Consider the following 26,452-nt stretch of genomic DNA (forward strand, 5'->3'; position numbering starts at 1 on the left):
GGCCAGCGCGATTGAACCCGGGCGCCCGCCCTTGAGCCACGCCGGCAGCGTGGACTTGCTCTGCGCCAGGCCGGTATAATCGCGCCCCTTGTAAACTGCCTATTGCCCCGCATTCAGCCGCGTCCGCGGCTGGCGCCCCGGGGTCACGGCTCGCCATACCGCCGACGGCTAACCATCCTTATGCGCATCATCCATGTCGACAACCACCAGCAACGCAAGTACGGCTACACCTCCGTCAGCTGGGCCCTGAAGCTGTATACCGGGCTGGTCCGGGCGGGGCACAATGTGCTCGCATTCAGTGACCGGGATGTCGCGGCCTTCGAGGCCCCCTTTCGCATGCGGGAACTGGTCAGCCGCAAGAAAGTGAACCGGCGCCTGCTCCAGAGCGTCGAAGCCTTCGAGCCGGACCTGGTGATTTTCGGTCACTGCGACCTGATCGATAACGAGACGTTTGGCGAGATCCGCCGCCTGCGCCCCGGCATCGTCATCGCGGCCTGCAATAACGACCCACTGTTCGTGCCGCGCAATTCAGACAATATCGCCAGGCGCTGCGAAATCGCAGACGCCATGTTCGTGTCCACGGGAATCGACGACCTGAAGCGCTACGAGGGCAAGCGGGCCAGCCTCTGGCACATGCCCAATCCCGTGGACCCCTCGGTAGAGGACGCCGACTGCAGCCAGCGCACCGACCTGGATGTGGACCTGCTGTTCTGCAGCAAGTCGCAGGCGCATACAGAGCGGGGCAAGCTGGTGACGGCCTTGCGCGAGCAACTGCCACCGGATTTCAACTTCCGCACCCCCGGCATGTTCGACGAACCCACCCTGTGGGGACGGGATTACGACCGCATCCTGGCCAACAGCAAGATGGGCCTGAACCTGAACCGCCAGGAGGGCTACCAGTGGTACTCCTCGGCGCGCATGGCGCAGATGGCGGGCAACGGCCTGCTGGTATTTACCCATGCCTCGGCCAACTTTGCCGACTTCATGCCCGAGGAGACACTGGCCTATTTCGACAGCGAGGAATCCCTGCTCGCGGGCATCCTCGAATTCCACGCCGACGACGCCAGGCGCCGCCACTGGGCGAGCCGCTGCCGGGAATTCTTTCACCGGGAAATCAACAACACCCTGTACGCCCAGTACATTGTCGAGACTTCCATGAACCTGCCGCACAGCCACGATTATGTCTGGATCAAGTAGTACCACCACCGCTCTTGCCACCCCGTCCCTCGAAGGCCTTTATCGCCAGCCGGACTCGCGCTGGGTGGCGGGCCTGACCAGGTTTGTGAGCGCCAGCCTGCTGCTGATACTGGTGGGCTTCCACCTGCTGCCCGAGGTGGGCCGCATCCAGACCATCTTCTACCTGACCCTGTTGCCGGGCACCCTCCTGCTGCTGGGGTGGCGGCGCGACTGGGGCTTCCTGCGCTCCTGGCAGTTCGCCTGCTTTATCAGCGTGCCGCTGGTGCTGGCGCTGTCCACCCTGTGGGCCGACAGCGCCACGGCCACCGTGGAACGGGATACAAGCTTCTACTTCAAGGTGCTGGCCTACCTCGTACTCTTCTATTGCGCGGTGTACCTGGTGCTGGAGCAGCGCGGCGACGGCATGCTCCACCGCTGGCTGCGCTGGCTGATCGTACTGGGCACTGTGTCCTGCGCCGCTTCCCTGGTGCGCTACGGCATGGAAGGCGGCTTCCAGAAACTGCACCGCATCGGTGGCATCTCGATGCAGAACAACATCGACAAGACCGCCATGCTTTACGGCTTCCATACCCTGTTCTGCTGTTACGGCCTGTCCCTGGACTCGCGCCGCTGGCGCTGGCTTTCCTGGACTGGCCTGGTCCTGGGCTGCATCTATATCGTGCTGTCACAGACCAAGATCCCCATTGTCATGGCCGCCTTCGCCATCTGCCTCGCAGCGGTAGTGAGCCGCTCACTGGTATTGCGGGGGCTGGTGCTGGTCGGTGCCTTTGCGGTACTGCCGGCGGTGTACCTACTGCTGTACGGCGACCTGCCGCTGCTGCACCGTGGCGCCGCCTACTCGATCAGGATGGAACTGTGGGCGAAGAGCCTGGAGACTTTCCTCGAGTCCCCGTGGATCGGCAACGGGCTGGTGCACAAGCAGTTTATCGAACTGGGCGAAGTCCTGCCCCACCCCCACAACTACCTGCTCGACGTGGCCCGTTTTGCCGGGCTGCTGGGCGTGGCGGCCTGCCTATGGCAGGGGCTGGCGGTGGCGGCCATCGGATTGCGCCGCGACCAGCTGCTGAGCTGGGTGCCCGGCACCTACCTGCTGTGGTTCGGTTTCGGTGTGATCGCCATGCTGATCTACGCGCAGCAGCCATTGGTGAAGCCCAGCTATATCTGGCTCTTTTACTGGATCCCGCTGGCGGTGATACTGGTGCGCCACCAGCTCGGCAAAACCCGTCCTCAGGAGAGCCGGGCACCTGCGGCGGAAAGCAGCGCGATACCGGCAGCCTGAGACGCGGAAGCCTGCCTGCGGACACCACTGACAAGAATCTAAACAGGACAGAGTCTCGACGATGAAAGTAACCGTATTTGGCACCGGCTACGTTGGCCTGGTCCAGGCCGCTGTACTTGCGGAGTCCGGCAACAACGTGGTCTGCATCGACATCGATGAGGACAAGGTGGCACGGCTGCGCCGCGGTGAGATTCCCATCTACGAGCCCGGCCTGGCACCGCTGGTGGAGGAAAGTATCGCCAACGGCAACCTGTCTTTCTCTACCGACGCCGCCGAGGGCGTCGCCCATGGTGAGCTGATCTTCATTGCGGTGGGCACTCCCCCCGACGAGGACGGCTCGGCCGACCTGCGCCACGTATTGACGGTGGCCCGCACCATCGCCACCCACATGGACAGCAAGAAGTACATCATCAACAAGTCCACCGTGCCCGTCGGCACCGCGGACAGGGTGCGTAGCGCTGTGAGCGAGGTACTGGCCGAGCGCGGCCGGGCGGAGCTGGAATTCGACGTTATCTCGAATCCCGAGTTTCTCAAGGAGGGCTCGGCGGTGGCCGACTGCATGCGTCCCGACCGCATCATTATCGGCACCTCGGAGAAGGCCTCTGAGCAGAAGATGCGCCAGCTCTACGCGCCCTTCAACCGCAACCACGAGAAAATCCTGGTCATGGATGTGAAGAGCGCCGAGCTCACCAAGTACGCTGCCAACTGCATGCTCGCCACCAAAATCAGCTTTATGAACGAGATGGCCAATATCGCCGACAAGGTCGGGGCGGATATCGAGGCCGTGCGCAAGGGCATCGGCTCCGACCCCCGGGTGGGCTATCACTTCATCTACGCCGGCATCGGTTATGGCGGTTCCTGCTTCCCGAAAGACGTCAAGGCACTGATCAATTCGGCAGAGCAGCTCGGCCTGTCTGCCGATATCCTGGCTGCGGTGGAGTCTCGCAACGAGCGACAGAAGCACTACCTGCTGGAAAAGATCGACGCCCATTTCGGTGGCGACCTGAAGGGCAGGACCTTCGCCCTGTGGGGACTCTCGTTCAAGCCCAATACCGACGATATGCGCGAGGCCCCCAGCCGCGTGCTGATGGAAGGCCTGTGGGAGCGCGGCGCACAGGTGCAGGCATTCGACCCGGAGGCCACGGAAGAGTGCCGTCGCATCTACGGTGAGCGCGACGAGCTGAAGCTGTGCGACTCCCGCGATGCAGCCCTGGCCGGCGCGGACGCCCTGGTAATCGTTACGGAATGGCAGCAGTTCAAGGCGCTGGATACCGCCGCCCTGAAACAGGCGCTGCGCGAGCCAGTGGTGTTCGATGGTCGCAACCAATACGAACCAGAGGACATGCGCGCCGCGGGCTTCCACTATTACTGTGTGGGCAGGCCGGATACCGCCGGCAGCTGAGTGCGTCCCCGGCACAAAAAAGCCCGGCTCGAGCCGGGCTTTTTTGTGGGCGCAAATCCGCGCGCGCTGGCCCGCTTCAGGCAATACGCGCCTCGAAGTGGGCCGGCCTGTCGGTGACGTCGGTCAGCCAGCCGGCATGGGCAGGGCTGCGTCCCTGCACCACATCGAAGTACAGCTCCTGCAGGCGGCGGGTTATCGGGCCGCGGCGCCCGGCGCCGATGGTGCGGCCGTCCAGCATGCGAATCGGCAGCACCTCGGCGGCGGTGCCGGTAAAGAACGCCTCGTCGGCAATATAAACCTCGTCCCGGGTGATGCGCTTCTCCACCACCTGGTAGCCGCACTCCTGCGCCAGCTCGATTACCGAATTGCGGGTAATACCATCCAGGCAGGAAGTCAGCTCCGGTGTGTAGAGCACGCCGTCGCTGACGATGAAGATATTCTCGCCACTGCCCTCGGCCACGTAGCCCTCGGGATCCAGCAACAACGCCTCCTCACAGCCGTTGCGCACCGCCTCCTGCAGCGCCAGCATCGAGTTGATGTAGTTGCCGTTGGCCTTCGCCTTGCACATGCTGATGTTCACATGGTGGCGGGTATAGGAAGAGGTATTCACCTTGATGCCCAGCTCCCGCGCCTCCGGTGTCATGTAGCTGGGCCACTCCCAGGCGGCCACGATCACATGGGTCTGCAGTGCATCGGCGCGCAGGCCCATGCCCTCGGAACCGTAAAAGACCATGGGGCGCAGGTACGCTTCGCGCAGGTTGTTCTCGCGCACAACGGTGCGCTGTGCCTCATTGAGCTCCTCCGCATCGAAGGGCATGGGCATGTTCATGATCTTGGCAGAACGGAACAGGCGCCGGGTGTGATCGTGCAGGCGAAAGATGCTGGTGCCATCCCCCGCCTGATAGGCGCGTACGCCCTCGAATACACCCATTCCGTAGTGCAGGGTATGGGTAAGCACGTGAACCCGGGCATCCCGCCAGGGAACCAGTTCACCGTCAAACCAGATAAGGCCGTCGCGATCGGCAAAAGACATGGGAAACTCCTACAAATCCATAATTCCGGATTGCTGAAAAACAGTTTAATCATTGCGCAGCAGCGAGGAGTCCCGGCGGGGACAATCAGCCGAGAATTTGCTGCCAGCTTGCTTGAACGGTCTTTCTTTCCGCTTCGAACTGGTCACCGTTAACCACTCCCGGCAGCTGTTGTAATGCCAGGCGATGACCTTCAGATCGGTAGGCTTTGTAGGCGTCGATCATTTGTCCGGCTTGTTGGGCCGACATCAGGCCTGCCTCAATGAGGCTTTCGAGTATGCGGATGTTATCGGTATACCGCACGATCGAGGGCTCCTTGTGGGCCCAGGCCAGGGTGGAATATTGAACCAAAAACTCGATATCGACAATACCGCCGGGGCCCTGCTTGAGATCGAATTCCTGATCGTTGCTCTTATCGAGATGGGTGCGCATTTTATCGCGCATGGCCACCACTTCCTCGCGCAGTTTCTGCTCGTCGCGCGGCTGACAAAGCAATGCAGCACGCAGCTCCCCGAATTCACTGCTGAGGCGCCCGCTGCCAGCTACCGGCCGCGCCCTTACCAGCGCCTGGTGCTCCCAGGTCCAGGCGCTTTCACGCTGGTATTTCTCGAATGAGGTCAGCGAGGTCACCAGCAGGCCCGAGTTGCCGGAAGGGCGCAGCCGGGTATCCACCTCGTAAAGCGGTCCGCTCAGGGTGCGGGTCTGCAGGATATGGATCAGGCGCTGCGCCAGGCGGGTATAGAAACTCAGGTTGTCGATGCTGCGCCCGCCATCCGTGACGCCCTGCGGATCGGCATCGTGCACGAACACGATGTCCAGGTCGGACCCGTGGCCCAGCTCGAGCCCGCCCAGTTTGCCGTACGCGACAATGGCAAAATGCATGTCCTCTGCCGAGGCCCCCGCCGGGACCCCGTGCTTTTCCGTCACCTGGTTCCAGGCCAGCTGCAGCGCCTGCTGCAGGATGGCCTCTGCCAGCCAGGTGAGGGAATCGCTCACCTTCATCAACGGCAGCGCGCCGCTGACCTCCTGCGCGGCAATACGCAGGCTCTGGCTCTGCTTGAAATGCCGCAGCGCCTCCATCTGCGCCTCCAGGTCACCTGGATCCACGCGCAGTATCTCCCGGCGCAGCTCGTCGGCAATATCTTCCCTGGACGCCGGTGCCAGCAGGCGGCGTGAGTCCAGCAGCTCGTCGAGCAGTATCGGGTGCTGTGCCAGCTGCTCGGCGATCCACGGGCTGGCAGCGCAGAGGCGCAGCAGTTGCGCCAGGATCGGCGGGTTTTCATTGATCAGCACCAGGTAGGCGCTGCGCCGCAGTACCGAGCGGATCAGCGGCAGGACCCGCTGGAGGGCGAGCAGCGGTTCGGGCTCCTCTGCCGCGGCCGCCAGCAGCAGCGGCATGGACTGGTCGAGCCGCTGGCGCGCGGTGCTGGGCAGGGCGGCCACGATGCGGGCACCGCCCAGGTCCGCCAGCAGCTGCAACGCCTCCTCCGCCGGTGCGAAGCCCGCCTCGCGCAGGCTGTCCAGGTTCACCTCGCGGCTGTCCTCAGCAGTGCAGGAGCCCCACAGGCTCTCCCACTCTTCCGCGGCACTGGGCTCGGCAATCTCCTCCGGTGGGGCAATCACCTGGTCAAACTCACGCTGGACGACGCCGCGCGCGGCGACCAGCGCATCCATCAGGTCGTCCCAGCAGCCATACCCCAGCGCGAATGCCAGCCGCCCGCGGGCCTCATCCTCACGCGGCAGGGTCTGGCTCTGCTGGTCGCGATCCGCCTGGATGGCGTGCTCGACCCGGCGCAGCAGCAGGTACGCATCCGCCAGTTCGGCCGCCACCCCCGGCTCCAGGTGGCCCTCGCCCTCCAGCAGCGGCAGCAACGCCAGCAGGTTGCGCTCGCGCAGCGCCGGCTCGCGGCCACCGCGGATCAGCTGGAACGACTGCACGATGAATTCCACTTCGCGGATACCCCCGCGCCCCAGTTTGATGTTGTCCGCCAGTCCCCGCGCCCGTACCTGGCGCTGGATCAGCGCCTTCATGTCGCGCAGCGCGTCGATGGCACTGAAGTCGATATAGCGGCGATAGGTAAAGGGCCGCAGCAACTCCATCAGTTCCCCAGCGAAGACCTCGTCGCCGGCGATCGGCCGCGCCTTGACCATGGCGAAGCGCTCCCACTCGCGGCCCTGGGTCTGGTAGTAGTCCTCCAGGGCGGCAAAGTGGCTCACCAGCGGGCCGCTGTCGCCGTATGGCCGCAGGCGCATGTCCACCCGGAAGACGAAACCGTCTGCGGTCATGGCATCGAGGGACTTGATCAAGTGCTGCCCCAGCCGCTGGAAGAACTTCTGGTTCTCCAGCGATCGCTCCCCGTCGGTTTCCCCGGGCTCGGGGTAGGCGAAGATCAGGTCGATATCGGACGACAGATTGAGCTCATGCGCTCCCAGCTTGCCCATCCCCAGCACAACGAGGGATTGCGGATTGCCCTGGCGATCGCGCGGCTCGCCGTGGCGTGCCATGAGGTTGCGGTGGTGCCAGTCGAGGGCGACGCCCGTGCAGCGCTCGGCGAGCTCCGACAGGCGAGCGCAGGCGCGCGGAATGCCCCACTGGCCCGCGAAGTCGCGCCAGATAACCTCGGCGGTCACCTGGTTGCGTAGCCGGCGCAGGGCGCGGTTGAGTTCTTCCTCCTCGTCGATGGTGCGCATCCAGTCCACATCGAGCCCCAGGTCCTCCTCGCCGAGCAGGCGCGGCAGCAGCCCCGGGACACGGCAGCAGACCCCGACAAAGAAGTCGGACCCGACAAATGCGCGCGCCAGTGCCCGCCTGCCCCCAGAGCTTTCTGCCACCAGCGAGCCCACCTCGCGCGCCACCTCTTCACCGGCGGCCTCACACCAGCGCTGCCAGCGCTCCCGGAACAGGGGCTGGAGCTCGGGTGGGCACTCGTGTTCGGCAGGCATCGGCAGGTTCATCCTTAAAGTTTTGCAGAAGATTGGCTGGTGACAGGATCAGAAGGCGATATCCGGGGGCGGCGCCACCCGCAGCACCTCGGCCACGGTGGTAATACCGGCAGCCACCTTGCGCGCCCCGGCGAGCCGCAGGCTGTTCATACCCTCGCGCATGGCCTGGTGCCGCACCTGCTGCAGGTCGCAGTCGGCAGTCACCAGTTTCTGGATCGACTCGCTGAACGGCAGTATCTCGTAGATGCCCTGGCGACCGCGATACCCGGTATTGCGGCACTCCAGGCAGCCCTCGGGGCGGTAGACCGTCTCCGGGCGCGGCGCCTTCCACGGCCGGGTCAGGGCCTGCCAGTCGTCGTCACTGACGCGGTCGGGCTGCTTGCACGCCGGGCACAGTGTGCGCACCAGCCGCTGTGCCATCACCCCGATCACCACGGACTTGAGCAGGTAGTGTGGCAGCCCCAGGTCCAGCAGGCGGGTGACCGCGGTGGGCGCATCGTTGGTATGCAGGGTGGATATCACCAGGTGGCCGGTCAACGCCGCCTGCACCGCCATCTGCGCCGTCTCCAGGTCGCGGATCTCGCCCACCATGATGATGTCCGGGTCCTGGCGCATGAGCGTGCGGATACCCGCGGCGAAATCGAGGCCGATGGAGTGTTGTACCTGCGTCTGGTTGAAGTTGTCCTCCACCATCTCGATCGGGTCCTCGATGGTGGAGACATTCACCTCGCTGGTGGCCAGCTGCTTGAGGCCGGTATAGAGGGTGGTGGTCTTGCCGGAACCGGTGGGGCCGGTGACCAGCACTATGCCGTTGGGACGGCCCAGCATGGCCTGCCAGCGGGCCAGGTCATCGCCGCCCAGCCCCAGGTCGCTGTAGGAGCGCGCCAGCACCTCGGGATCGAAGATACGCATCACCAGCTTCTCGCCGAAAGCGGTGGGCAGGGTGGACAGGCGCAACTCCACCTCGCTGCCATCGGGGCGCTTGGTCTTGATACGGCCGTCCTGCGGCTTGCGCTTTTCCGCCACGTTCATGCGCCCGAGGATCTTCAGCCGGCTGGTGACGGCGGCGGTGACCTGGTCGGGGAAGTCGTGGATCGGGTGCAGTACGCCATCGATGCGGAAGCGGATACGCCCCAATTCCCGGCGCGGCTCGATGTGGATATCGCTGGCGCGCTGGTCGAAGGCGTGCTGCAACAGCCAGTCGACGATATTGACGATATGCTGGTCGTTGGCCTCCGGGTCCTTGAGGTTCCCCAGCTCGAGCAGCTGCTCGAAGTTACCGCTGCCGGAACTGCCCTTGAGCCCACTGGCCCCGGAGATGGAGTTGGCCAGGGAGTAGAACTCCACGCAGTAGCGCTGGATGTCCGCCGGGTCCGCCACCACGCGGCGGACCTTGCGCCCGCTGGTGTGCTCCAGCTGCTCCTCCCAGCCCGAGGTGAAGGGCTGCGCGGTGGCCACCAGCAGGCTGTCCTGGCTGGCCTCCACACACAGGATCTGGTGACGCTTGGCAAACTGGAAGCTCATTACCTCGGTTACCGAGGCCACGTTAATCTTGAGCGGGTCGATATGGTACAGGGTGTGGCCGGAAGCCTCCGCCAGCCAGTCGGCCAGCACCCCGGCGGTGAGCACCTTGCCCGGCACGCGGAGGTTCTCCAGCTCGCAGCTGGCGATGTAGGTCAGCGGGTGCATCTGGGCCTGCTCGGCACTGCGCGGGGTGCCGATCAGGCGGTTGGCATCCTCGCGGGCCACCAACCCCTGTGCCACCAGGTCCTCCAGCAGGCCGCGCAGGTCCAGGACCCGGTCCGCTGCCTTTACCGCCGCCACTTTTCCTGACGCCATGGCCAACCCCTTCATCTATTATCTTTTAACCCGTGCCAGACGGCGCATTGTAGCCCGAAGCCGGCTCCGGGGAAGTGCGCTGCCCCACCGGAAGCTACCGGATTACCGCGCATACGCCAAGTTGGGGTACCATGCCGCCCACTTCATACCAGAGCCAAGGAGCTAACCATGCCCCTTTCCAATATCGCCAACCTGTTTGGCCGCTCGCCGATCAAGCCGATCAAGGAGCATATGGCCAAGGCCCACGAGGCCTCGGCAGACCTGGTCCCCTTCTTCGATGCCCTGATGAAGGGCGACCTGGGGACCGCCGAGGAAGTGCAGAAACGCATTTCCGCGAGCGAGAACAAAGCCGACGACATCAAGCGCGACCTGCGCCTGCACCTGCCCGACAGCCTGTTCATGCCGGTGTCCCGCACCGACCTGCTCGAGCTGCTGCACGCACAGGACGAGGTGGCGAACACCGCCCAGGATATCGCCGGGCTGGCGACCGGGCGCAAGATGCAGATCCCGGCACCGCTGCAGGTACAGATGAAGACCTTTGTCGACAGTGCCGTGGCCACCTCGGCCCAGGCCCTGCGCGCCATCAACGAGCTGGACGAGCTGCTCGAGAGCGGCTTTGCCGGCCGCGAAGTGGACATCACCCGGCGCATGACCGAGGAACTGGACGACCTGGAACGCAAGTCGGACAAGCTCGAGGTTGAGATCCGCGCAGCGCTGTTCGATATCGAAAAAGACCTGCCACCGGTGGACGTGATATTCCTCTACCGTGTTATCGAGTGGATCGGCGATCTGGCCGACCGCGCCCACAGCGTGGGCAACCGTCTGCAGTTGTTATTGGCACGCTAAGGGGGAAGCACCGTGGAAGTTATCAGCCAGTACGGCACTATCCTGCTAATTCTCGCCTGCGTCTTCGGCTTTTTCATGGCCTGGGGCGTGGGCGCCAACGACGTGGCCAACGCCATGGGCACGTCCGTGGGCTCGCGGGCCCTCACCATCAAACAGGCGATCCTGATCGCCATGGTGTTCGAGTTCGCCGGCGCCTACCTCGCCGGCGGCGAGGTCACCTCGACCATCCGCAAGGGCATCATCGACTCGGATATCTTTGCCACCCAGCCGGAGCTGCTGGTGTACGGCATGCTGTCGGCGCTGCTGGCGGCCGGCACCTGGCTGCTGATCGCGAGTATCCTGGGCTGGCCGGTATCCACCACGCATTCGATCGTGGGCGCCATCGTCGGCTTCTCGGCCGTGGGCATTTCCATGGACGCCGTGGCCTGGGGCAAGGTGGGCAGCATCGTCGCCAGCTGGGTGGTGTCGCCCGTACTCGCCGGCACCATCTCCTTCCTGCTGTTCCGCAGCGTGCAGCGGCTGATCCTCAACACCGAGGACCCGTTCGGCAACGCCAAGCGCTATATCCCCATCTACATGTTCGCCGTGGGCTGGATGATCGCCATGGTCACCCTCACCAAGGGCCTGAAGCATGTGTTCAAGGATGCCAATATCCAGCTCAACTTCCTGCAGGACGCCGGCATCGCCGCCATTGCCGGCCTGGTGGTGATGGGCATCGGCGTCGTCATGCTGAAGCGCATCAAGCGGGACCCGGAGCGCGAGCGCGAAAACCGCTTTGCCAATGTAGAGCGGGTGTTCGCCATCCTGATGATTTTCACCGCCTGCGCCATGGCCTTTGCCCACGGCTCCAACGACGTGGCCAACGCAGTGGGTCCGCTGGCCGCCGTGGTGAATACCGTGCAGATGGGTACGGTCACCGCCAAGGCAACCATGCCCTCCTGGATCCTGCTGCTGGGGGGCGCCGGCATCGTGGTTGGCCTCGCCACCTACGGCTTCAAGGTGATGGCCACCATCGGCCGCAAGATCACCGAGCTGACCCCGAGCCGCGGCTTCGCCGCGGAGCTGGGCGCCGCCGCCACCGTGGTGCTGGCTTCCGGTACCGGCCTGCCGATCTCCACCACCCACACCCTGGTGGGCGCGGTGCTGGGCGTCGGCCTGGCGCGGGGGATAGGCGCACTCAACCTGCGCATGATCACTACCATCGCCGCCTCCTGGGTGGTGACGCTGCCCGCGGGCGCCGGCATCGCCATCCTGTTCTTCTTCTTCTTCAAGGGGATCTTCGGCTAGCCACAGGCCGGGGAAAGCGGTACAAAAGGGGAGCCTCACCGGCTCCCCTTTTTTATGCCGTGCGCATAACCAGACCGGATAACGAATCGAGAACAGGAATTCCGATGCAACTACCCATCTACCAGGCGGATGCCTTTACCTCCCGACTTTTCAGCGGCAACCCGGCCGCGCTGGTGCCCCTGCAACAGTGGCTGGCGGACGATGTGCTGCAGGCCATCGCCGCCGAGAACAACCTGGCCGAGACCGCCTTCACCGTTCCCAGCGGGCGTGGCTTCGAGTTGCGCTGGTTCACGCCGGCGGCGGAAGTCCCCCTGTGCGGCCACGCCACCCTGGCCAGCGCTCACCTCCTGTGGACCGAACTGGGCTGCCTTGAGGACGAGATCCGCTTCTTCACCCGGAGTGGCGAGCTGCGTGTCCGGCGCGAGGGCGAGCTGATCGCCATGGATTTCCCCGCACTGCAGTCACAACCCGTAGAGATCACGGACGAGATTGTCGGCGCCGCAGGGTGCAAGCCGGTGCGCGCAGCCAGCGAGGAGCAGGAGGGAGGCAAACTGCTACTGGAATTCAGTACCCCGGCAGACGTGGCCCAACTTGCGCCGGACTTGCGCCGGGTGGCCGCACTGCCCTACCAGGGCATCGCCTGCACCGCTACCGGCGAGGGATTCGATTGCGACTTTGTCAGCCGCTTTTTCGCCCCGGCAGTCGGTATTGACGAGGACCCGGTAACCGGCTCCGCACACAGCCTGCTCGCCCCCTACTGGGCCGCGCGGCTGGACCGGCCGCGGCTGCGAGCGCGGCAGATTTCCGCCCGCGGCGGGGAGCTGGAATGCGAGCTGCGCGAGGGCCGGGTATTCATGCGCGGCGCGGCAGTTACCTACCTGCGCGGGCACATCAGCCTGTAGACCGGGCCGCGAAAGTCAGCGGCCGGGACGGCCTGCAGCCACCCGGCCCACTACCAGTAGTGGTAATGCAGCCGCTCGTTCTTGCGCGGGCCGTGGATCTGCCAGATCAGTTCCAGCTGGTTGCGGCGCAACAGCAGCTCAGCGGTGTAGGTATCGGGACCGCACTGGTGCGGCTGCACCTCGCGAAATCCCTGCCCGGTGACCGGCTCCAGCTCGAACAATAATACCGGCTCGCTGCGGCGCAGGTGCTCGAGGCGCAATGAACCCGGAAGGCGCGTCCAGCGATAGGTGTTCTGCATATCCAGTTTGCGCCCCTCACTGCTGGTAAAAAGCGCCTGCTCGCGGAACAATAGGTGCCCGTCGTCGCGCTCGGCCAGGACACTGCCGCGCGCATGGCCACGCCAGTCGGTCGCCGAGCCCGGCCCGTTACTGGCGGTAAAACTGAACTCGGACACTTTTGCCAGGCGCCCCCACAAGGCCTCGATGGCCCGGGACGCCGCACTACCCACTGACAAGATTCACCCTCTGTTATGCCGCTGTTATGCCGTTACTGATTTTCGTCACCCTGCTGTGGGCCTTTTCCTTCAGCCTGATCGGGGTCTACCTGGCAGGTTCGGTGGACAGCTATTTTGCCGTATTTACGCGTGTCCTCCTGGCCGCCCTGCTGTTCCTGCCGCTGCTGCGCTGGCGCGCCTGTAGTCCCCGCACCGCGCTGGCACTGATGGCGATCGGTGCCGTGCAGCTGGGGGCGATGTACCTGTTCTACTACCAGTCGTTCCTGCTGCTCAGCGTGCCGGAGGTACTGCTGTTCACCATCTTCACCCCCCTGTATATCACGCTGCTGTATGACCTGCTGGAGCGGCGCTTCTCCCCCTGGAACCTGGTTGTCGCGCTGGTTGCCGTCGCCGGTGCAGCCGTAATCCGCTGGGGCCGGCCGCAGGGGGACTTCTGGCTCGGGTTCCTCGTGGTCCAGGGCGCCAACTTCTGCTTCGCGCTCGGCCAGGTGGCCTACAAGCAGTTTATGCAACATTCCACGCAGCGGGGGCCTGCGCTGCCGGGCCGGCAGGTATTCGGCTGGTTCTACCTCGGGGCGCTGCTGGTGGCCACTGGCGCCTGGCTGTGGCTCGGGGAACCGGTATATCCGCAGGGCGCGCTGCAGTGGGGCATACTGCTGTGGCTGGGCCTGGTCGCCTCGGGCCTCGGCTATTTCCTCTGGAACCGGGGTGCCACGCAGGTATCGGCCGGTACCCTTGCGGCCATGAACAATGCGCTGATCCCGGCGGGACTGCTGGTGAATCTGTTAATCTGGAACCGTGACGCCGACCTCGGGCGGCTGGCGCTGGGTGGACTGGTGATTGTCGCAGCCGTGTTGCTGAACGAGTGGCGCCTGCGGCGGCCGCAGCCGGCACTGGCGCGGTGACAGGGTAACGACCGGCATCGGTCAATTTCAGGAGCAGGTTATGGATAACGCGATACCGGGTCTCAGGCAGCAGCTCAGGCAGCTGGTGGCTATCCCCAGCGTCAGCGCCACCGACCCGAAGCTGGACATGGGCAACCGCGCGGTGGTGGAACTGCTGGGCGAGTGGCTCGAGGTGCTGGGTTTCGACGTGGAGCTGATGCCGCTACCGGGCCAGCCGCACAAGGCGAACATGATCGCCACCCTCAGCAGCGGTGGCCCGGCCGACGGTGGCCTGGTGCTGGCCGGCCATACAGACACGGTGCCCTACGACGAGGGGCGCTGGCAATCTGACCCTTTCAAGCTGGAGGAGCGCGACAACCGCTGGTACGGCCTCGGCAGCACCGACATGAAAGGCTTCTTTCCGCTCGCCATCGAGGCGGCCCGCGCCGTCGCCGGCAAGCCCCTGCAGCAGCCGCTGATCATCCTGGCCACCGCCGACGAGGAGACCTCCATGGCGGGCGCCCGCGCCCTGGTGGAGGCGGGGCGGCCGCGCGGCCGGTTTGCGGTGGTGGGCGAGCCCACCGGACTCAGGCCGGTACGTATGCACAAGGGCATGATGATGGAGGCGGTGCGTATCACCGGCCGCTCCGGCCACTCGTCCAACCCGGCCCTTGGCGCCAGTGCGCTGGAAGCGATGCACGGGGCAATCGGTGAACTGCTGGCGCTGCGCAGCGAATGGCAGCAGCGCTATAACAACCCGGGTTTCGCGGTACCGGTGCCCACCATGAACCTCGGCTGTATCCACGGCGGCGATAACCCCAACCGCATCTGCGGCTTCACAGAGTTGCAGTTCGATGTGCGCCCGCTACCGGGCATGGCACTGGACGAGCTGCGCGGGGAGCTGGAACAGCACCTGCAGCAGAGCGTGCACGGGGAGGGATTGCGGCTCGACTACGGGCCGCTCTTCGAAGGGGTGGAAGCCTTCGAGCAGCCAGCCACCTCGGAACTGGTGGAAGCCGCGGAGAAGCTCACCGGGCACACTGCGGGCAGCGTAGCTTTCGCCACCGAGGCGCCGTTCTTCAAGAGCATGGGTATGGACACTATCGTCCTGGGGCCGGGCGATATCGACCAGGCCCACCAGCCGGACGAATACCTGGGGCTGGACCGCATAGAGCCGATGCTCGATGTACTCCGGGGGCTGATCGCCCGCTTCTGCCTGTGATCAGCTGTCCCGAAATGCGGTATATTGCGCCCAAACCCGCGACCACACGGACGTCCACTCGTGAGCGAAGATAACACCTCCCTCAACTGGTTCCGCCACGCCGCGCCCTATATCAATGATCTGCGCGGGCGCACGCTGGTGATCGCCATACCCGGGGACGGCCTCCAGCACGCGAATTTCCGCAACCTGGTCCACGACCTGGCCCTGCTTGCGAGCCTGGGTATCCGGCTGGTGGTGGTGCACGGCGCCCGGCCGCAGGTCAACCACGCCCTGCAGGAGCAGGGTATCGAGAACCGCTTTCACGGCAACACACGCATTACCGACCGGGAAACCCTCGAGATCATCAAGGCGGCGGTGGGCAAGCTGCGCTTCGACATAGAGGCGGCTTTCTCCCAGGGCTTGCCGGACTCACCCATGGCCCGCTCCTCGCTCAAGGTAATCTCCGGCAACCTGGTGACGGCCCGCCCGATCGGTGTGCTAGACGGCGTCGACCTGCGCTGGACCGGACGCGTGCGGCGGATGGAAGTGAGCACCATCAACCACTCACTGGAGCAGGGTGCACTGGTGCTGCTGTCCCCGCTCGGCACATCGCTTACCGGTGAGCAGTTCAACCTGAACTATCTCGACCTGGCCGCCGAGGCGGCGCGGGCACTCGATGCAGAAAAGCTCGTGCTGTTCCGGGAGCAGCCGCAACTGCTGATCGACGGCGGCCCGGTGCGGGAGCTGAGCATCCTGCAGGCAGAGCAGGCGGCGCAACAGGTAGAGAGCGAGTCCCTGCGCTGCGCGATCAACGCCTGTAACGCCGGCACCCCGCGCACCCACCTGCTGAGTTACGCCGACGACGGCGCGCTGGTGCAGGAGCTGTTCCGGCGCGAGGGCACCGGCACCATGATCTACCGCGACAGCTACGAGGTGATCCGCCGTGCCCGCATCGCCGACGTGGGTGGCATCCTCGGGCTGATCCGCCCCCTGGAGAAACAGGGCATCCTGGTCAGGCGCTCGCGGGAAAAGCTCGAGGCGGAGATCGACCACTTCACCCTGGCTGAAGTCGACGGCACCGCGGTGGCCTGCGCGGCCCTCTATCCAATCGACGACAAACAGGGGAAAACGGTGGCCGCCGAGCTGGCCTGCGTGGCGATTCACCCGGATTTCCGCGGGGGTGGCCGCGGGGCCAAACTGCTACATCACCTGGAGCGGCAGGCGCGTGCCCTCGGCATCGACGAACTCTACGTCCTTACCACCCAGGCGGAGCACTGGTTCATCGAGCAGGGCTTCCGCCAGGTCGCGGTGGAGGAGTTGCCCGCTGCACGCCAGTCGCTCTACAACATCCAGCGCAATTCACGCGTACTGCGCAAGGCGCTAGGCGCGCAACAGGCCTAACAGTCAGCCGCATATTGAGAAACGTGCATCCTAATTTAATCCTTACAGACTGCCGGCCGCGAAAAGCCATCCCGAATCCGGCTGTTTTTTGTTAAGCTGTCGCTCCATTACTTCAGGACAGTCGGACGCAGTTTTATGCCAGAGTACCGCTCACGCACCTCCACCGCCGGCCGCAATATGGCGGGCGCCCGGGCCCTGTGGCGGGCCACGGGAATGAAGGACGACGATTTCCACAAACCGATCATCGCGGTGGCCAATTCCTTTACCCAGTTTGTCCCCGGCCACGTGCACCTGAAGGATATGGGCCAGCTCGTGGCCCGCGAGATCGAGCGCGCCGGGGGCGTGGCCAAGGAGTTCAATACCATCGCGGTGGATGACGGCATCGCCATGGGCCACGACGGCATGCTCTATAGCCTGCCGAGCCGGGAGATCATCGCCGACTCTGTCGAGTACATGGCCAATGCCCACTGCGCCGATGCGCTGGTGTGCATCTCCAATTGTGACAAGATCACGCCGGGGATGCTGATGGCAGCCATGCGCCTGAACATCCCGGCGATCTTCGTGTCCGGCGGCCCCATGGAGGCCGGCAAGACCAAGCTCGCCGAACACAAGCTGGACCTGGTGGACGCCATGGTGATCGCCGCCACCGATGATGCCTCCGACGAGATGGTAGAGGAGTATGAGCGCTCCGCCTGCCCCACCTGCGGCTCCTGTTCCGGCATGTTCACAGCCAACTCCATGAACTGCCTCACCGAGGCCCTTGGCCTGTCCCTCCCCGGCAACGGCACCATGCTTGCCACCCATGCCGACCGCGAGCAGCTGTTCCTGCGTGCCGGCCGGGAGATTGTCAGCCTGGCCAAGCGCTGGTACGAGGGCGATGATGAGCGTGCGCTGCCGCGCACCATTGCCAACCGCGAAGCCTTTGCCAATGCCATGGCGCTGGACATAGCAATGGGGGGGTCGACAAATACCATCCTGCACCTGCTGGCCGCAGCGCAGGAGGGCGAGATCGCCTTCGACCTCGCGGACATCGACGAGCTTTCCCGCCGAATCCCACAGCTGTGCAAGGTGGCGCCCAATACGCAGAAATACCATATCGAGGACGTGCACCGCGCCGGCGGGGTCATGGCAATTCTCGGCGAGCTCGAGGCGGCGGGCCTGATCGACGCCTCCCTGCCGACCGTGCACAGCAACAGCCTGGCGGAGGCACTGCAGCAGTGGGATATTCGCCGCACCGATGCGCCGGAGGTACACAAGTTCTTCCGCGCGGGCCCCGCCGGGATTCCCACACAGACCGCATTCAGCCAGGATTGCCGCTGGTCATCCCTGGACGGCGACCGCGCCAACGGCTGTATCCGCTCGATAGAGCATGCCTATTCCAGCGAGGGCGGCCTGGCGGTGCTGTTCGGCAACCTGGCCCCCAATGGCTGCGTGGTGAAGACCTCCGGCGTGGAGGAAGAGCTGTGGCGCTTTGAGGGCCCCGCACACATCGTCGAGAGCCAGGAGGCCGCGGTGCAGCACATTCTCGAGGGGAAGGTGCAGGAGGGCGAGGCGGTCATCGTGCGCTACGAGGGCCCCAAGGGCGGTCCCGGCATGCAGGAAATGCTCTACCCCACCAGTTACCTGAAGTCGAAAGGCCTGGGCCAGTCATGCGCGCTGATTACCGACGGCCGCTTCTCTGGTGGCACCTCGGGCCTGTCTATCGGCCACGTCTCCCCGGAAGCGGCCGCCGGGGGCAACATCGGGCTGGTCAGGGACGGCGACCCGATACGGATCGATATCCCCGCGCGCACCATCGAGGTGGGCATCAGTAACGAGGAGCTAGAGCAGCGGCGCCAGGCGATGAATGCCCGCGGCAAAGACGCCTGGCAACCGGCCGAGCAGCGCCCGCGCAAGGTCAGTCGGGCGCTCAAGGCCTATGCGCTGCTGGCCACCAGCGCCGATCGTGGCGCGGTGCGGGAAATCGACTGAACCCCCACCACTACTGCACCTCCCAAGCGCCAGGGGGCGGGCTCATCGCCCCCTGGCATTCCCGTCTAATCAGCCAGCCGGAATGAGATCCGGTTGCGCACCCCGTGGCGTTTCACCGGCCGGCCGTCGTCCATCGACGGCTGGTACTTGAAACGACTTACCGCGCTCAGGGCCGCGCGATCAAATACCCTGGTTTCATTGCCGGCACTGTCGAATCCCGCCACCACGCGCGGCGCCATTACCCTGCCTGTTTCACTGATGGTGAACTCCACTACTACATAACCCTCCAGCCCGCGCCGCAGTGCCGCCGAGGGGTAGCTCGGGGCCGGCTTGTAAAGGGGGACAGGATCACGATTGATGGCCACCGGGCCGCCCCGGTCGAACCCCGGGCCGGGCGGTGCGGGCAGCGTGGTGAGCCTGGTCGGGTCCACGGCCCGCTCGATGGTGCTGACCGGCGGCTGCGCGGGGGGCAGCTCCGGGCGCACAGGCCGCCGATCGATGTTCTCGGTGGGCTTCATCTCCGGGATGTGTATGGGCCGGACAGGGATCGGCTCGGGTTCCGCCGCAGCCTGATAACTGGTGGCAATCAGCCGGCTCATGGCGAACAGCAGCAGCAGGGTGACCAGGGCTGCGAGCGCCAGGCTGCGAACCGGGGGGTCCAGAGGAAGGAAAGAATAAAAAATGCGCGATTCGACTGAACAAGCTCTATCCATAACACCACTCCTTATTATTCTGGTGTCTTTCAAGGTCCGGCACTGGGGCCGGCGATGGAAAAGCTGATCAGCTGTATACACTTATAGCGCATTCGGTCACAAATGCAAACTATTCACATTCCCAAAGGCCACACATGGAAGGCGGCCAAGCTTACATATAGACGCCAGGAAAGAAAAAAGGCCGCACATTCCTGTGCGGCCTTCATCGTGGATGCAGTGACAAGCGTTAGATTGCCAGCTGCTCCTCGCGCGCTTTTTCCTTCTCCACGAAGGTGATCCACTGTTCGGCGAACTTCTTGGAACGATCGTCCTTCAGTGCCTTCTTGAACTGCTTCAGCGCCTCATCGTACTTCTTCAGGTTGGTATTCGCCATCCCCAGCACGATGTAGAGCTGGTCCGCACGCTTGAGCCCACCTTTCTGCAGGGCCTTGCTGCCCATGCTTACGGCTTTCTCGTTCTTGTCCAGGTCCAGGTAGATGCCCGCCAGGCGCGAGTAGAGCTCACCCTTATCAGACAGCTTGGCTGCGGCCTCCAGCTCGGGAATCGACTTCTGCAGTTCCTGGGCCATCTGGTAGGCCTGGGCCAGGGTCTCCAGGTTCTTGGAGGTACGCTCGATCTTCTTATCGTCGATGCCCTTCTTGATCACCTTGGCACCCTTGTAGGGCATCTCGTGACCCATGAAGAGATAGGCCATATTCAACAGCTCTTTCTCTTTCTGCAGGGCGCCGGCGATGTAGGCCGCCTCCATCATATGGAGCTGGTCTTTCTCGCGCTTGAGCTCGCCGTACATACCCGCCAGCTGCTTGTAGTAATCCCCTTTCGGGTAATACTTCACCAGCTTCTCCAGGATCTGCGTCACCTTCTTGTAATCGTTCTTCTCGAAATACAGGTAACGCTGCAGGCTCAACCAGTTTTCCTTGGGGATCTTGCCCTCTTTCTCATACATGGACACCGCACGGTTGATGTCCTGGAGAGCCTTGGCCTCATTACCCATCTGGTAGAAGATCTGGCCACGCAGGGCGTAATCCTCGGCACCGACCTTGTCGGAGGCCTTGAACCACTTGTTCAGGTAATTCAGGGCGTTCTGGAAATCCTCGGTAACAAAGTACAGCTGGGAGATGGTCTTCAGCGTATTCAGCTCGACACCGACCGGGATATTCTCGACACCCTGCGCCAATACCTGCTTGTAGGCATTGATGGCATCCCTGTAACGCTCCATGCTGTAGTAAACGAAACCGTAGAAAAAGTACATCTGCGCGGTTTCGTACGCGTTGTACTTGGATTTCCCGGCTTCCATTTCGCGCAGAGCCTGCAGGGCAGCCGGCCAGTTCTGCGCGTCGGCCTCTTCCTGGACCTTGCCCAGCTTCTTGAACACGTTTTCCCGCATTGCCGGGACCTTACGCGTCTTCTGCTCGCTCTGCGCCTCGGCCTGGGCAAAGGGCGCGGATACGCCCACTGCCTCAAGCACGGTCACGCTCACCGCGGGTGCCATTACCAGGGGCAGCGCCACGGACGTGCGCAAGACGAACTTGGACAAACCTTTCGTCATGGTCGTCAACTTCATAGTGCTTCCCCTTAGTTACTGGCCATGTTAAAGCTGATCTTGGTGCGAACTCCGGGCACCTCGATCGGCTCACCATCGACCACGCGCGGCTTGTACTTGTACTTCAGCGCAGACTTCACCGCAGCGCGGTTGAAGATGGTGGTGGGATTACCGTCGGCGGTAAACGCCTCGATCACCTTGGCATCACGTACAGAGCCGTTCTTGGTTACGGTGTATTCGACGATGGCGTAGCCTTCGATACCACGCTGCAGCGCGCGGCGCGGGTACTGGGGGGCCACCTTCACGATCGGCAGGTAGTCGCCCTCACTGGCGAAGCCGCCGATACCGCCCATCTTCAGGTCTGCACTCGCACGCGGCGCGGACATGTTGAGGGCGTTATCCATGTTGGGATCGTCGAACTCAGGCTCCGGCATATCCGGCGGCGGGGTCTCCGGCTCGTCGGGTTTGTCCGGTTTGCTGGTGTCGTACTGGGTTTCGATCTTCTGCTCCGGCATCACGACATCCGCAATCTTGATCTGCTCCTCCTCTTCAGGAGCGCCAAGGTTTGCTTCAATCAGCGCATGCATGGTGAAGATCAGGCCAAAGGTGGTGGCGACCGCCAACACACCGGCCCCTAATAATCTTACCGGATTCATAGCTGTTAACTCTTTTCTGTCGCGACCGAAACTTTTTCGATACCGATCTTCCTGGCAGCATCTGCAATCAGGGCAACCTTCTCGATACTTGCCTTCTTATCGGGCTGAATCACCAACCACCCCTTGGGGTTTTCGGCATAGAGACGCTCGAGGGTGACCTTCACCATGCGATCGTCCACCTGCTCCTTGGCAATCCAGATTTCGTTGCTTTCGTTGATCGCAACCAGAATAGAGGCAGCTTTGAGTTCAGCGGTTGTCGCTTCCGGCTTGACCACTTCCTCACCCGGCTCCTTGATAAAGGTCGCGGTGACGATAAAGAAGATCAGCATAATGAACACCACGTCCAGCATGGGCGTGAGGTCAATAGCTCCCTGTTCTTCTTCGGCCGTATTTTGTCTCTTGCTCATAGCAACTCTCTCAGCGAACTTCCTCAACAGGGCCCCGCAGGGACCCCGCGAGAGTTTCTGGCTTGGCTAAACCTTCACAGCAAATAAGCTCGCGCACTGGCCTAGCTGCTTTGCCTTTTGTGGTGCCTTAGTGATCCATCGTCAGATGGTCTTCCAGCAGCTGGGTTTCGCGCTCCGCCTTACGGGTGAGGTAGGTGTTGGCGAATACCCCTGACAGGGCAGTAACCATACCCGCCATTGTCGGGATGGTCGCCATGGATACACCACTGGCCATCTGCTTGGCGTCACCACCACCGGTGATCGCGAGGACCTCGAAGACGTTGATCATGCCCCAGACCGTGCCCAGCAGCCCGAACAGGGGTGCCAGGGCCACGCAGGCCTGGATCATGTCCATATTGTCATCGATTTTCCCGGATACCCGTGAAATCAGCGCTTCGCGGATGCGATGGGCATTCCAGGACTTGCGCTCGGCGCGCTCCTCCCACTGGTCCATCGCACCCTGGACATCTCCCTTCAGACCTTTGTTGAAGTAGAAGATGCGCTCGAAAATCAGCGTCCACATGAAGAAGGTCAGGCCGGCGATCAGAAACAGTACTGGCCCGCCCGACGCCATAAAGGCGTTGACGGCGGCCCATGCGTCATTTAATGCGTGCATGTTGCCGCCTCCTCTTATTTACGCTCGGCGTTTTCCGCCACGATACCGGCACTCTGCTCATCGAGGATGTGCAGGATACGCTTGGCGCGGCCGTTGACGATGGTGTGCATCAGCACGGTCGGGATAGCCACACACAGACCCAGAACGGTAGTTACCAGGGCTGAGGAGATACCACCGGCCATCGCTTTCGGGTCGCCGGCGCCGAAGATGGTGATCGCCTGGAAGGTGATGATCATACCGGTAACGGTACCCAGCAGACCCAGCAGCGGGGCCACCATGGCGATGATCTTCAGCAGGTTCAGGCCGGACTCGATGGCCGGACGCTCTTTCAGCACCGCCTCTTCCATCTTCAGCTCCAGGGTCTCGCCGTCGATGCCCTTGTTCTCTTCGGCCACGGCCAGAACACGACCCAGCGGGTTGTTGGTGTTCGGCTGCGGGTCGCGCAGCTGCGCGTTAACCTTGGAGGACACGCCGGACAGGACGAGCAGGCGCCAGATGGCCAGCAGCATGGCGATCACACCAACAGCGGTGATGATGTAGCCAACAATGCCACCCTGGTGCCAGCGCTCGACGATGTCGGGGCTGTTGATCATGGCCTTCAGGTAGGAACCGCCGGTCGGGCCGGTCGGGTCAACACCGAAAGCGGTGAAGCCGGAAGTGGCCGCCTGCAGGTTTTCTGCCATGGACAGGTATTCGCTGTCGGGCTGGCGAATCAGCTCGGCCATTTTCTGGGCGTCGTTCATTTCCAGGTACTTGCCGTTGGAAACCAGGTTGAAGTTACCCACACGGACAACTTCCTGTTCGACCTGCTCGCCGTCGGGCTTGATCACGGTACCGTTGAACTTGACTACCTTGCCGTCCTCAACGATTTCGCGCTGCAGTTCGAACCACAGGCGCTCGATCTCTTCGATGGTCGGCAGTTTGGTCTGGGAGTTCATCTTGTCGATCAGCTGATCCAGGAACTCACCGCGGCCCGGGTACTGCGCGGAAACGATGGAAGTTTCCAGGGTAGCGCGCAGGTCGCCGGCGGTGGAGGTCATGTGACCGAACAGTTCTTTCAGGGAGCCCATGCGCTCGTCCAGCTGCTCACGCTTCTGCTGGACCATTACTTCCTGCTCCTGGTACTTGGCTTCCAGGCGCGCGGAACGCTCTTCTTCCTGAGTACGGGTCTGCTTGGCCTGGTTCAGCAGGGACTGCTGGTTGGCCTTCTGGCGACGGAACTGGGCTTCACGCTGCTTGTGCTCTTTGGACTCGGCAACCTTGGAGTTGCGAACCATCTGCAGCAGTTCGTCCAGGGACTGAGCCTTTTCCTGCGCAACGGCGGAAGCGCTGATCAGGCCGGCCGCTGCTACTGCAATTACGCGTTTGGCGATAGAGGTTTTCATTGCGCTGCCTCCGGAGCCGCAATCGGCATGGTCATGATGTCGGTGGTAGCCTGCTTCTTGGCAATCTTCAGGCCCTGCATGATGGCGCGACGGTAGTCGCCGGCATCAATCTCAACCCAGCCCTTCTGCTCTTTGTCGTAGGCGAGGGAGATCTTGGAATCGGTGGTCTGAGCCACCAGGGCGATACGACCGATCTGCAGGACGTTTACTTCGCGGTCCTGGCCGTTCACGTTCAGGGTGGTGCCGTAGCTGTCGATACCACGCGCGTACTCGGCTTCGAAGTTGTACAGTTCCAGCACCTGGCGGAATTTCTCCGCTACGGTGATATCGGAACGGTCCATGTTGTTCTTGACGTTTTGCAGGTTGGCCAGGCGCTCTTCCAGCTTGAACGGTGCGTCCAGCTTGATGAACTGCTCCAGGCCGTCGAGCATGCGCAGGATCAGCGGCTGGATCTGGCGCTCGATTACAGTGACGTTTTCGATGGACTCTTCCAGGTCCTTGATCACTGCCAGCTGGTTGGCCAGCTGCTTTTCCAACTGACGGTTGTAGACACGCAGGCCGTCAATTTCCTTGTTCACTACCTTGAAGTCCTGCAGCAGGCTGCTGGTTTCTTCGGCAATCTTGTCAATGCGCTTCTGTGAAGCCTGAGCCGCAGTGGTTTTCTGCTGGCCCACGGCGAGCACATTGTCGAGTGTATCCGCAGTGGCTACGCTGCCGTAGAGCGCGCCGGCAGACAGCGCAGTGGTCAGCGCCACAGCCATGAATCGCTTGGTTTTCATTAGACCCCCCAGTGGGTTCAATATTTCACAACATGGTCGCGATGAATTAGCTGCCACAACGCGGTAGTTTTAGGCTTGAAGACAGCTAAGAGCCGCACATTGTAAACAGCCGACTTGATTATTCAAATGCCGTTTAAGAGTATCGGCCCGCGTGTGTAGCACGGTAACAAACAGGTAACACCTGCGAGTCATGTGCACCCAATTGCGGCGGCAATTTCAATGTGCGAGGACCGGGAAATTACCAGATTGCACATATTTTGTGCAACCCGTATTTATTTTGACCTGTCGTACCGGACTAAACAGTAGTTGTATTCGTCTTTATCCGAGGCCGGATGGCACTCGCGGAACGATTCGACCCAAGAGTCATCAATCTCCGGAAAGAAAGCGTCCCCCTCGACTTCGGCGTCCACCTCGGTCAGGTATAGCCTCCGGGCCAGCGGCAGCGCCTGCCGGTAGATCTCGGCCCCGCCGATCACCATCACCTCATCTGCACCGCTGGCGACCGCGGATTCCCCTGCCACCGCCAGCGCCTGCCCGAGTGAGGAAACGGAGATTACCCCATCCGCGCCCCACTGCGGGTTGCGCGAGATCACGATATTGTCGCGACCGGGCAGTGGCCGCCCGATGGACTCGAACGTCTTGCGCCCCATAACCACCGGTTTCCCCAGGGTGGTGCGCTTGAAGTACTGCAGGTCGCCGGAGATCCGCCACGGCAGGCTGTTGCCCAGGCCAATGGCGCCGTTGCGCGCCACCGCGGCGATCAGTGCTACCGGGGCGCCCATCAGACCGCCACCGGTGCAGGAATGTGCGGGTGCGCCTCGTAGCCACGCAACTCAAAGTCCTCGAAGCGGAACTCGAACAGGTCGGTGACATCCGGGTTGAGGTGCATCTGCGGCAGGGGCAGCGGCTCGCGGGACAGCTGCTCCTCTACCTGCTCCATGTGGTTGGAATACAGGTGGGCATCGCCGAAGGTATGGATGAACTCTCCGGGCTGCAGGCCACAGACCTGGGCCATCATCAGCGTGAGCAGGCTGTAGGAAGCGATATTGAACGGCACGCCGAGGAATATATCGGCGCTGCGCTGGTAGAGCTGGCACGACAGGCGGCCATCGGCCACATAAAACTGGAACAGTGCATGGCAGGGCGCCAGGGCCATCCGCCCCGCCACGGCGTTGTCCGCCGGCGACACCCCCTCGTCGGGAAGATCGGCGGGATTCCAGGCGCTGACCAGCAGACGACGGGAATCCGGCCGGGTGCGGAGCTGCTCCAGTACGAGCTTTATCTGGTCGATATGGCGCCCGTCGGCAGCCGGCCAGGAGCGCCACTGGTGGCCGTAGACCGGCCCCAGGTCACCCTCGGCCGTGGCCCACTCATCCCAGATGCGGACACCGTTTTCCTTCAGGTAGGCGATATTGGTCTCGCCGCGCAGGAACCACAGCAGCTCGTGAATAATCGAGCGCAGGTGGCACTTCTTGGTGGTGACCAGGGGAAACCCCTCCGTCAGGTCAAAACGCATCTGGTAGCCGAATACACTCCGGGTGCCGGTGCCGGTGCGGTCGTCCTTGTAGGTACCATGGTCGCGCACGTGGCGCATCAGATCGAGATATTGCTTCATT

Annotated in this window: 23 protein-coding genes; 10 read left to right on the forward strand and 13 right to left on the reverse strand. The window is 63.2% G+C overall.

The window, feature by feature from the left end:
* Window positions 1-180 precede the first annotated feature (180 nt).
* From BLT26_RS06910 to BLT26_RS06920, 3 genes are all read left to right on the forward strand, one after another.
* On the forward strand, window positions 181-1,197 hold the full coding sequence (locus tag BLT26_RS06910) for a glycosyltransferase family protein (protein WP_091510693.1): 1,017 nt from the start codon (window positions 181-183) through the stop codon (window positions 1,195-1,197).
* The gene (locus BLT26_RS06915; protein ID WP_139169423.1) at window positions 1,181-2,476 is read left to right on the forward strand and encodes an O-antigen ligase family protein; all 1,296 of its coding nucleotides are present in this window, start codon (window positions 1,181-1,183) and stop codon (window positions 2,474-2,476) included. The genes BLT26_RS06910 and BLT26_RS06915 overlap by 17 nt, the downstream gene beginning before the upstream one ends.
* Window positions 2,477-2,537: 61 nt before the next feature.
* Window positions 2,538-3,878, forward strand: coding sequence for a UDP-glucose dehydrogenase family protein (locus BLT26_RS06920; protein ID WP_091510699.1), 1,341 nt, complete (start codon window positions 2,538-2,540; stop codon window positions 3,876-3,878).
* Between the two features lie 76 nt (window positions 3,879-3,954).
* On the opposite strand, the gene BLT26_RS06925 is transcribed toward BLT26_RS06920, so the two are convergent.
* From BLT26_RS06925 to tfpB, 3 genes are all read right to left on the reverse strand, one after another.
* Entirely contained in the window at window positions 3,955-4,911 is a 957-nt protein-coding gene (locus tag BLT26_RS06925) for a branched-chain amino acid transaminase (protein WP_091510700.1), read from the reverse strand.
* An 85-nt stretch (window positions 4,912-4,996) separates the two neighbouring features.
* The gene (gene glnE / locus BLT26_RS06930; RefSeq protein ID WP_091511158.1) at window positions 4,997-7,852 is read right to left on the reverse strand and encodes a bifunctional [glutamate--ammonia ligase]-adenylyl-L-tyrosine phosphorylase/[glutamate--ammonia-ligase] adenylyltransferase; all 2,856 of its coding nucleotides are present in this window, start codon (window positions 7,850-7,852) and stop codon (window positions 4,997-4,999) included.
* Between the two features lie 48 nt (window positions 7,853-7,900).
* Complete coding sequence (gene tfpB / locus BLT26_RS06935; RefSeq protein ID WP_091510701.1) at window positions 7,901-9,691, reverse strand: type IV pilus assembly ATPase TfpB; 1,791 nt, start codon at window positions 9,689-9,691, stop codon at window positions 7,901-7,903.
* 168 nt (window positions 9,692-9,859) lie between these two features.
* Here tfpB and BLT26_RS06940 point away from each other — a divergent pair, with 168 nt between their 5' ends.
* From BLT26_RS06940 to BLT26_RS06950, 3 genes are all read left to right on the forward strand, one after another.
* Window positions 9,860-10,537: a TIGR00153 family protein gene (locus tag BLT26_RS06940; RefSeq protein ID WP_091510702.1), complete on the forward strand. Its 678-nt coding sequence runs from the start codon at window positions 9,860-9,862 to the stop codon at window positions 10,535-10,537.
* A 12-nt stretch (window positions 10,538-10,549) separates the two neighbouring features.
* Window positions 10,550-11,824, forward strand: a complete 1,275-nt coding sequence (locus tag BLT26_RS06945) for an inorganic phosphate transporter (protein WP_091510703.1) — start codon at window positions 10,550-10,552, stop codon at window positions 11,822-11,824.
* 104 nt (window positions 11,825-11,928) lie between these two features.
* Window positions 11,929-12,726, forward strand: coding sequence for a PhzF family phenazine biosynthesis protein (locus tag BLT26_RS06950; RefSeq protein ID WP_091510704.1), 798 nt, complete (start codon window positions 11,929-11,931; stop codon window positions 12,724-12,726).
* Window positions 12,727-12,776: 50 nt separating this feature from the next.
* On the opposite strand, the gene BLT26_RS06955 is transcribed toward BLT26_RS06950, so the two are convergent.
* On the reverse strand, window positions 12,777-13,235 hold the full coding sequence (locus BLT26_RS06955; protein WP_091510705.1) for a DUF6314 family protein: 459 nt from the start codon (window positions 13,233-13,235) through the stop codon (window positions 12,777-12,779).
* Window positions 13,236-13,267: 32 nt separating this feature from the next.
* Between BLT26_RS06955 and BLT26_RS06960 the strand changes: the two genes are divergently transcribed.
* From BLT26_RS06960 to ilvD, 4 genes are all read left to right on the forward strand, one after another.
* Entirely contained in the window at window positions 13,268-14,146 is an 879-nt protein-coding gene (locus BLT26_RS06960; RefSeq protein WP_091510706.1) for a carboxylate/amino acid/amine transporter, read from the forward strand.
* Window positions 14,147-14,186: 40 nt separating this feature from the next.
* On the forward strand, window positions 14,187-15,347 hold the full coding sequence (gene argE / locus BLT26_RS06965; RefSeq protein WP_091510707.1) for an acetylornithine deacetylase: 1,161 nt from the start codon (window positions 14,187-14,189) through the stop codon (window positions 15,345-15,347).
* A 60-nt stretch (window positions 15,348-15,407) separates the two neighbouring features.
* Window positions 15,408-16,727 (forward strand): amino-acid N-acetyltransferase, encoded by a 1,320-nt coding sequence (gene argA, locus BLT26_RS06970; RefSeq protein WP_091510708.1) that lies wholly within the window; start codon window positions 15,408-15,410, stop codon window positions 16,725-16,727.
* Between the two features lie 135 nt (window positions 16,728-16,862).
* Window positions 16,863-18,698, forward strand: coding sequence for a dihydroxy-acid dehydratase (ilvD, locus tag BLT26_RS06975; protein WP_091510709.1), 1,836 nt, complete (start codon window positions 16,863-16,865; stop codon window positions 18,696-18,698).
* A gap of 65 nt (window positions 18,699-18,763) precedes the next feature.
* Here ilvD and BLT26_RS06980 read toward each other — a convergent pair whose 3' ends face one another.
* The 9 genes from BLT26_RS06980 to BLT26_RS07020 form a co-directional block, all read right to left on the reverse strand.
* Entirely contained in the window at window positions 18,764-19,411 is a 648-nt protein-coding gene (locus BLT26_RS06980) for an energy transducer TonB (protein ID WP_091510713.1), read from the reverse strand.
* Between the two features lie 226 nt (window positions 19,412-19,637).
* Complete coding sequence (locus BLT26_RS06985) at window positions 19,638-20,975, reverse strand: tetratricopeptide repeat protein (protein WP_091510716.1); 1,338 nt, start codon at window positions 20,973-20,975, stop codon at window positions 19,638-19,640.
* Window positions 20,976-20,986: 11 nt separating this feature from the next.
* Window positions 20,987-21,610, reverse strand: a complete 624-nt coding sequence (locus BLT26_RS06990; protein WP_091510719.1) for an energy transducer TonB — start codon at window positions 21,608-21,610, stop codon at window positions 20,987-20,989.
* Window positions 21,611-21,615: 5 nt separating this feature from the next.
* Window positions 21,616-22,017 carry an ExbD/TolR family protein gene (locus BLT26_RS06995; RefSeq protein WP_091510722.1) on the reverse strand — a complete coding sequence of 134 codons (402 nt, stop codon included), beginning with the start codon at window positions 22,015-22,017 and terminating at the stop codon, window positions 21,616-21,618.
* 127 nt (window positions 22,018-22,144) lie between these two features.
* Window positions 22,145-22,672: a MotA/TolQ/ExbB proton channel family protein gene (locus BLT26_RS07000; RefSeq protein ID WP_091510724.1), complete on the reverse strand. Its 528-nt coding sequence runs from the start codon at window positions 22,670-22,672 to the stop codon at window positions 22,145-22,147.
* Window positions 22,673-22,686: 14 nt separating this feature from the next.
* On the reverse strand, window positions 22,687-24,057 hold the full coding sequence (locus BLT26_RS07005; protein WP_091510727.1) for a MotA/TolQ/ExbB proton channel family protein: 1,371 nt from the start codon (window positions 24,055-24,057) through the stop codon (window positions 22,687-22,689).
* Window positions 24,054-24,836, reverse strand: a complete 783-nt coding sequence (locus BLT26_RS07010) for a DUF3450 domain-containing protein (protein ID WP_091510731.1) — start codon at window positions 24,834-24,836, stop codon at window positions 24,054-24,056. Before BLT26_RS07010 ends, BLT26_RS07005 begins: the two co-directional genes overlap by 4 nt.
* Window positions 24,837-25,108: 272 nt before the next feature.
* A complete protein-coding gene (gene folA, locus BLT26_RS07015; protein WP_091510739.1) occupies window positions 25,109-25,618 on the reverse strand; it encodes a type 3 dihydrofolate reductase in 510 nt (169 codons plus the stop codon).
* On the reverse strand, window positions 25,618-26,451 hold the full coding sequence (locus BLT26_RS07020; RefSeq protein ID WP_091510744.1) for a thymidylate synthase: 834 nt from the start codon (window positions 26,449-26,451) through the stop codon (window positions 25,618-25,620). Before BLT26_RS07020 ends, folA begins: the two co-directional genes overlap by 1 nt.
* Window position 26,452: the final 1 nt, after the last annotated feature.

This window comes from Microbulbifer yueqingensis (assembly GCF_900100355.1).
In the GTDB taxonomy this organism is placed as follows: domain Bacteria; phylum Pseudomonadota; class Gammaproteobacteria; order Pseudomonadales; family Cellvibrionaceae; genus Microbulbifer; species Microbulbifer yueqingensis.

Excerpts from the sequence above, each read along its gene's own strand:
- BLT26_RS06910 (WP_091510693.1), top strand. The coding sequence starts at position 181 with ATGCGCATCATCCATGTCGACAACCACCAGCAACGCAAGTACGGCTAC.
- BLT26_RS06915 (WP_139169423.1), top strand. The coding sequence starts at position 1,181 with ATGTCTGGATCAAGTAGTACCACCACCGCTCTTGCCACCCCGTCCCTC.
- BLT26_RS06920 (WP_091510699.1), top strand. The coding sequence starts at position 2,538 with ATGAAAGTAACCGTATTTGGCACCGGCTACGTTGGCCTGGTCCAGGCC.
- BLT26_RS06925 (WP_091510700.1), bottom strand. The coding sequence starts at position 4,911 with ATGTCTTTTGCCGATCGCGACGGCCTTATCTGGTTTGACGGTGAACTG.
- glnE (WP_091511158.1), bottom strand. The coding sequence starts at position 7,852 with ATGCCTGCCGAACACGAGTGCCCACCCGAGCTCCAGCCCCTGTTCCGG.
- tfpB (WP_091510701.1), bottom strand. The coding sequence starts at position 9,691 with ATGGCGTCAGGAAAAGTGGCGGCGGTAAAGGCAGCGGACCGGGTCCTG.
- BLT26_RS06940 (WP_091510702.1), top strand. The coding sequence starts at position 9,860 with ATGCCCCTTTCCAATATCGCCAACCTGTTTGGCCGCTCGCCGATCAAG.
- BLT26_RS06950 (WP_091510704.1), top strand. The coding sequence starts at position 11,929 with ATGCAACTACCCATCTACCAGGCGGATGCCTTTACCTCCCGACTTTTC.
- BLT26_RS06960 (WP_091510706.1), top strand. The coding sequence starts at position 13,268 with ATGCCGTTACTGATTTTCGTCACCCTGCTGTGGGCCTTTTCCTTCAGC.
- argE (WP_091510707.1), top strand. The coding sequence starts at position 14,187 with ATGGATAACGCGATACCGGGTCTCAGGCAGCAGCTCAGGCAGCTGGTG.
- ilvD (WP_091510709.1), top strand. The coding sequence starts at position 16,863 with ATGCCAGAGTACCGCTCACGCACCTCCACCGCCGGCCGCAATATGGCG.
- BLT26_RS06980 (WP_091510713.1), bottom strand. The coding sequence starts at position 19,411 with ATGGATAGAGCTTGTTCAGTCGAATCGCGCATTTTTTATTCTTTCCTT.
- BLT26_RS06985 (WP_091510716.1), bottom strand. The coding sequence starts at position 20,975 with ATGAAGTTGACGACCATGACGAAAGGTTTGTCCAAGTTCGTCTTGCGC.
- BLT26_RS06990 (WP_091510719.1), bottom strand. The coding sequence starts at position 21,610 with ATGAATCCGGTAAGATTATTAGGGGCCGGTGTGTTGGCGGTCGCCACC.
- BLT26_RS06995 (WP_091510722.1), bottom strand. The coding sequence starts at position 22,017 with ATGAGCAAGAGACAAAATACGGCCGAAGAAGAACAGGGAGCTATTGAC.
- BLT26_RS07000 (WP_091510724.1), bottom strand. The coding sequence starts at position 22,672 with ATGCACGCATTAAATGACGCATGGGCCGCCGTCAACGCCTTTATGGCG.
- BLT26_RS07005 (WP_091510727.1), bottom strand. The coding sequence starts at position 24,057 with ATGAAAACCTCTATCGCCAAACGCGTAATTGCAGTAGCAGCGGCCGGC.
- BLT26_RS07010 (WP_091510731.1), bottom strand. The coding sequence starts at position 24,836 with ATGAAAACCAAGCGATTCATGGCTGTGGCGCTGACCACTGCGCTGTCT.
- folA (WP_091510739.1), bottom strand. The coding sequence starts at position 25,618 with ATGGGCGCCCCGGTAGCACTGATCGCCGCGGTGGCGCGCAACGGCGCC.
- BLT26_RS07020 (WP_091510744.1), bottom strand. The coding sequence starts at position 26,451 with ATGAAGCAATATCTCGATCTGATGCGCCACGTGCGCGACCATGGTACC.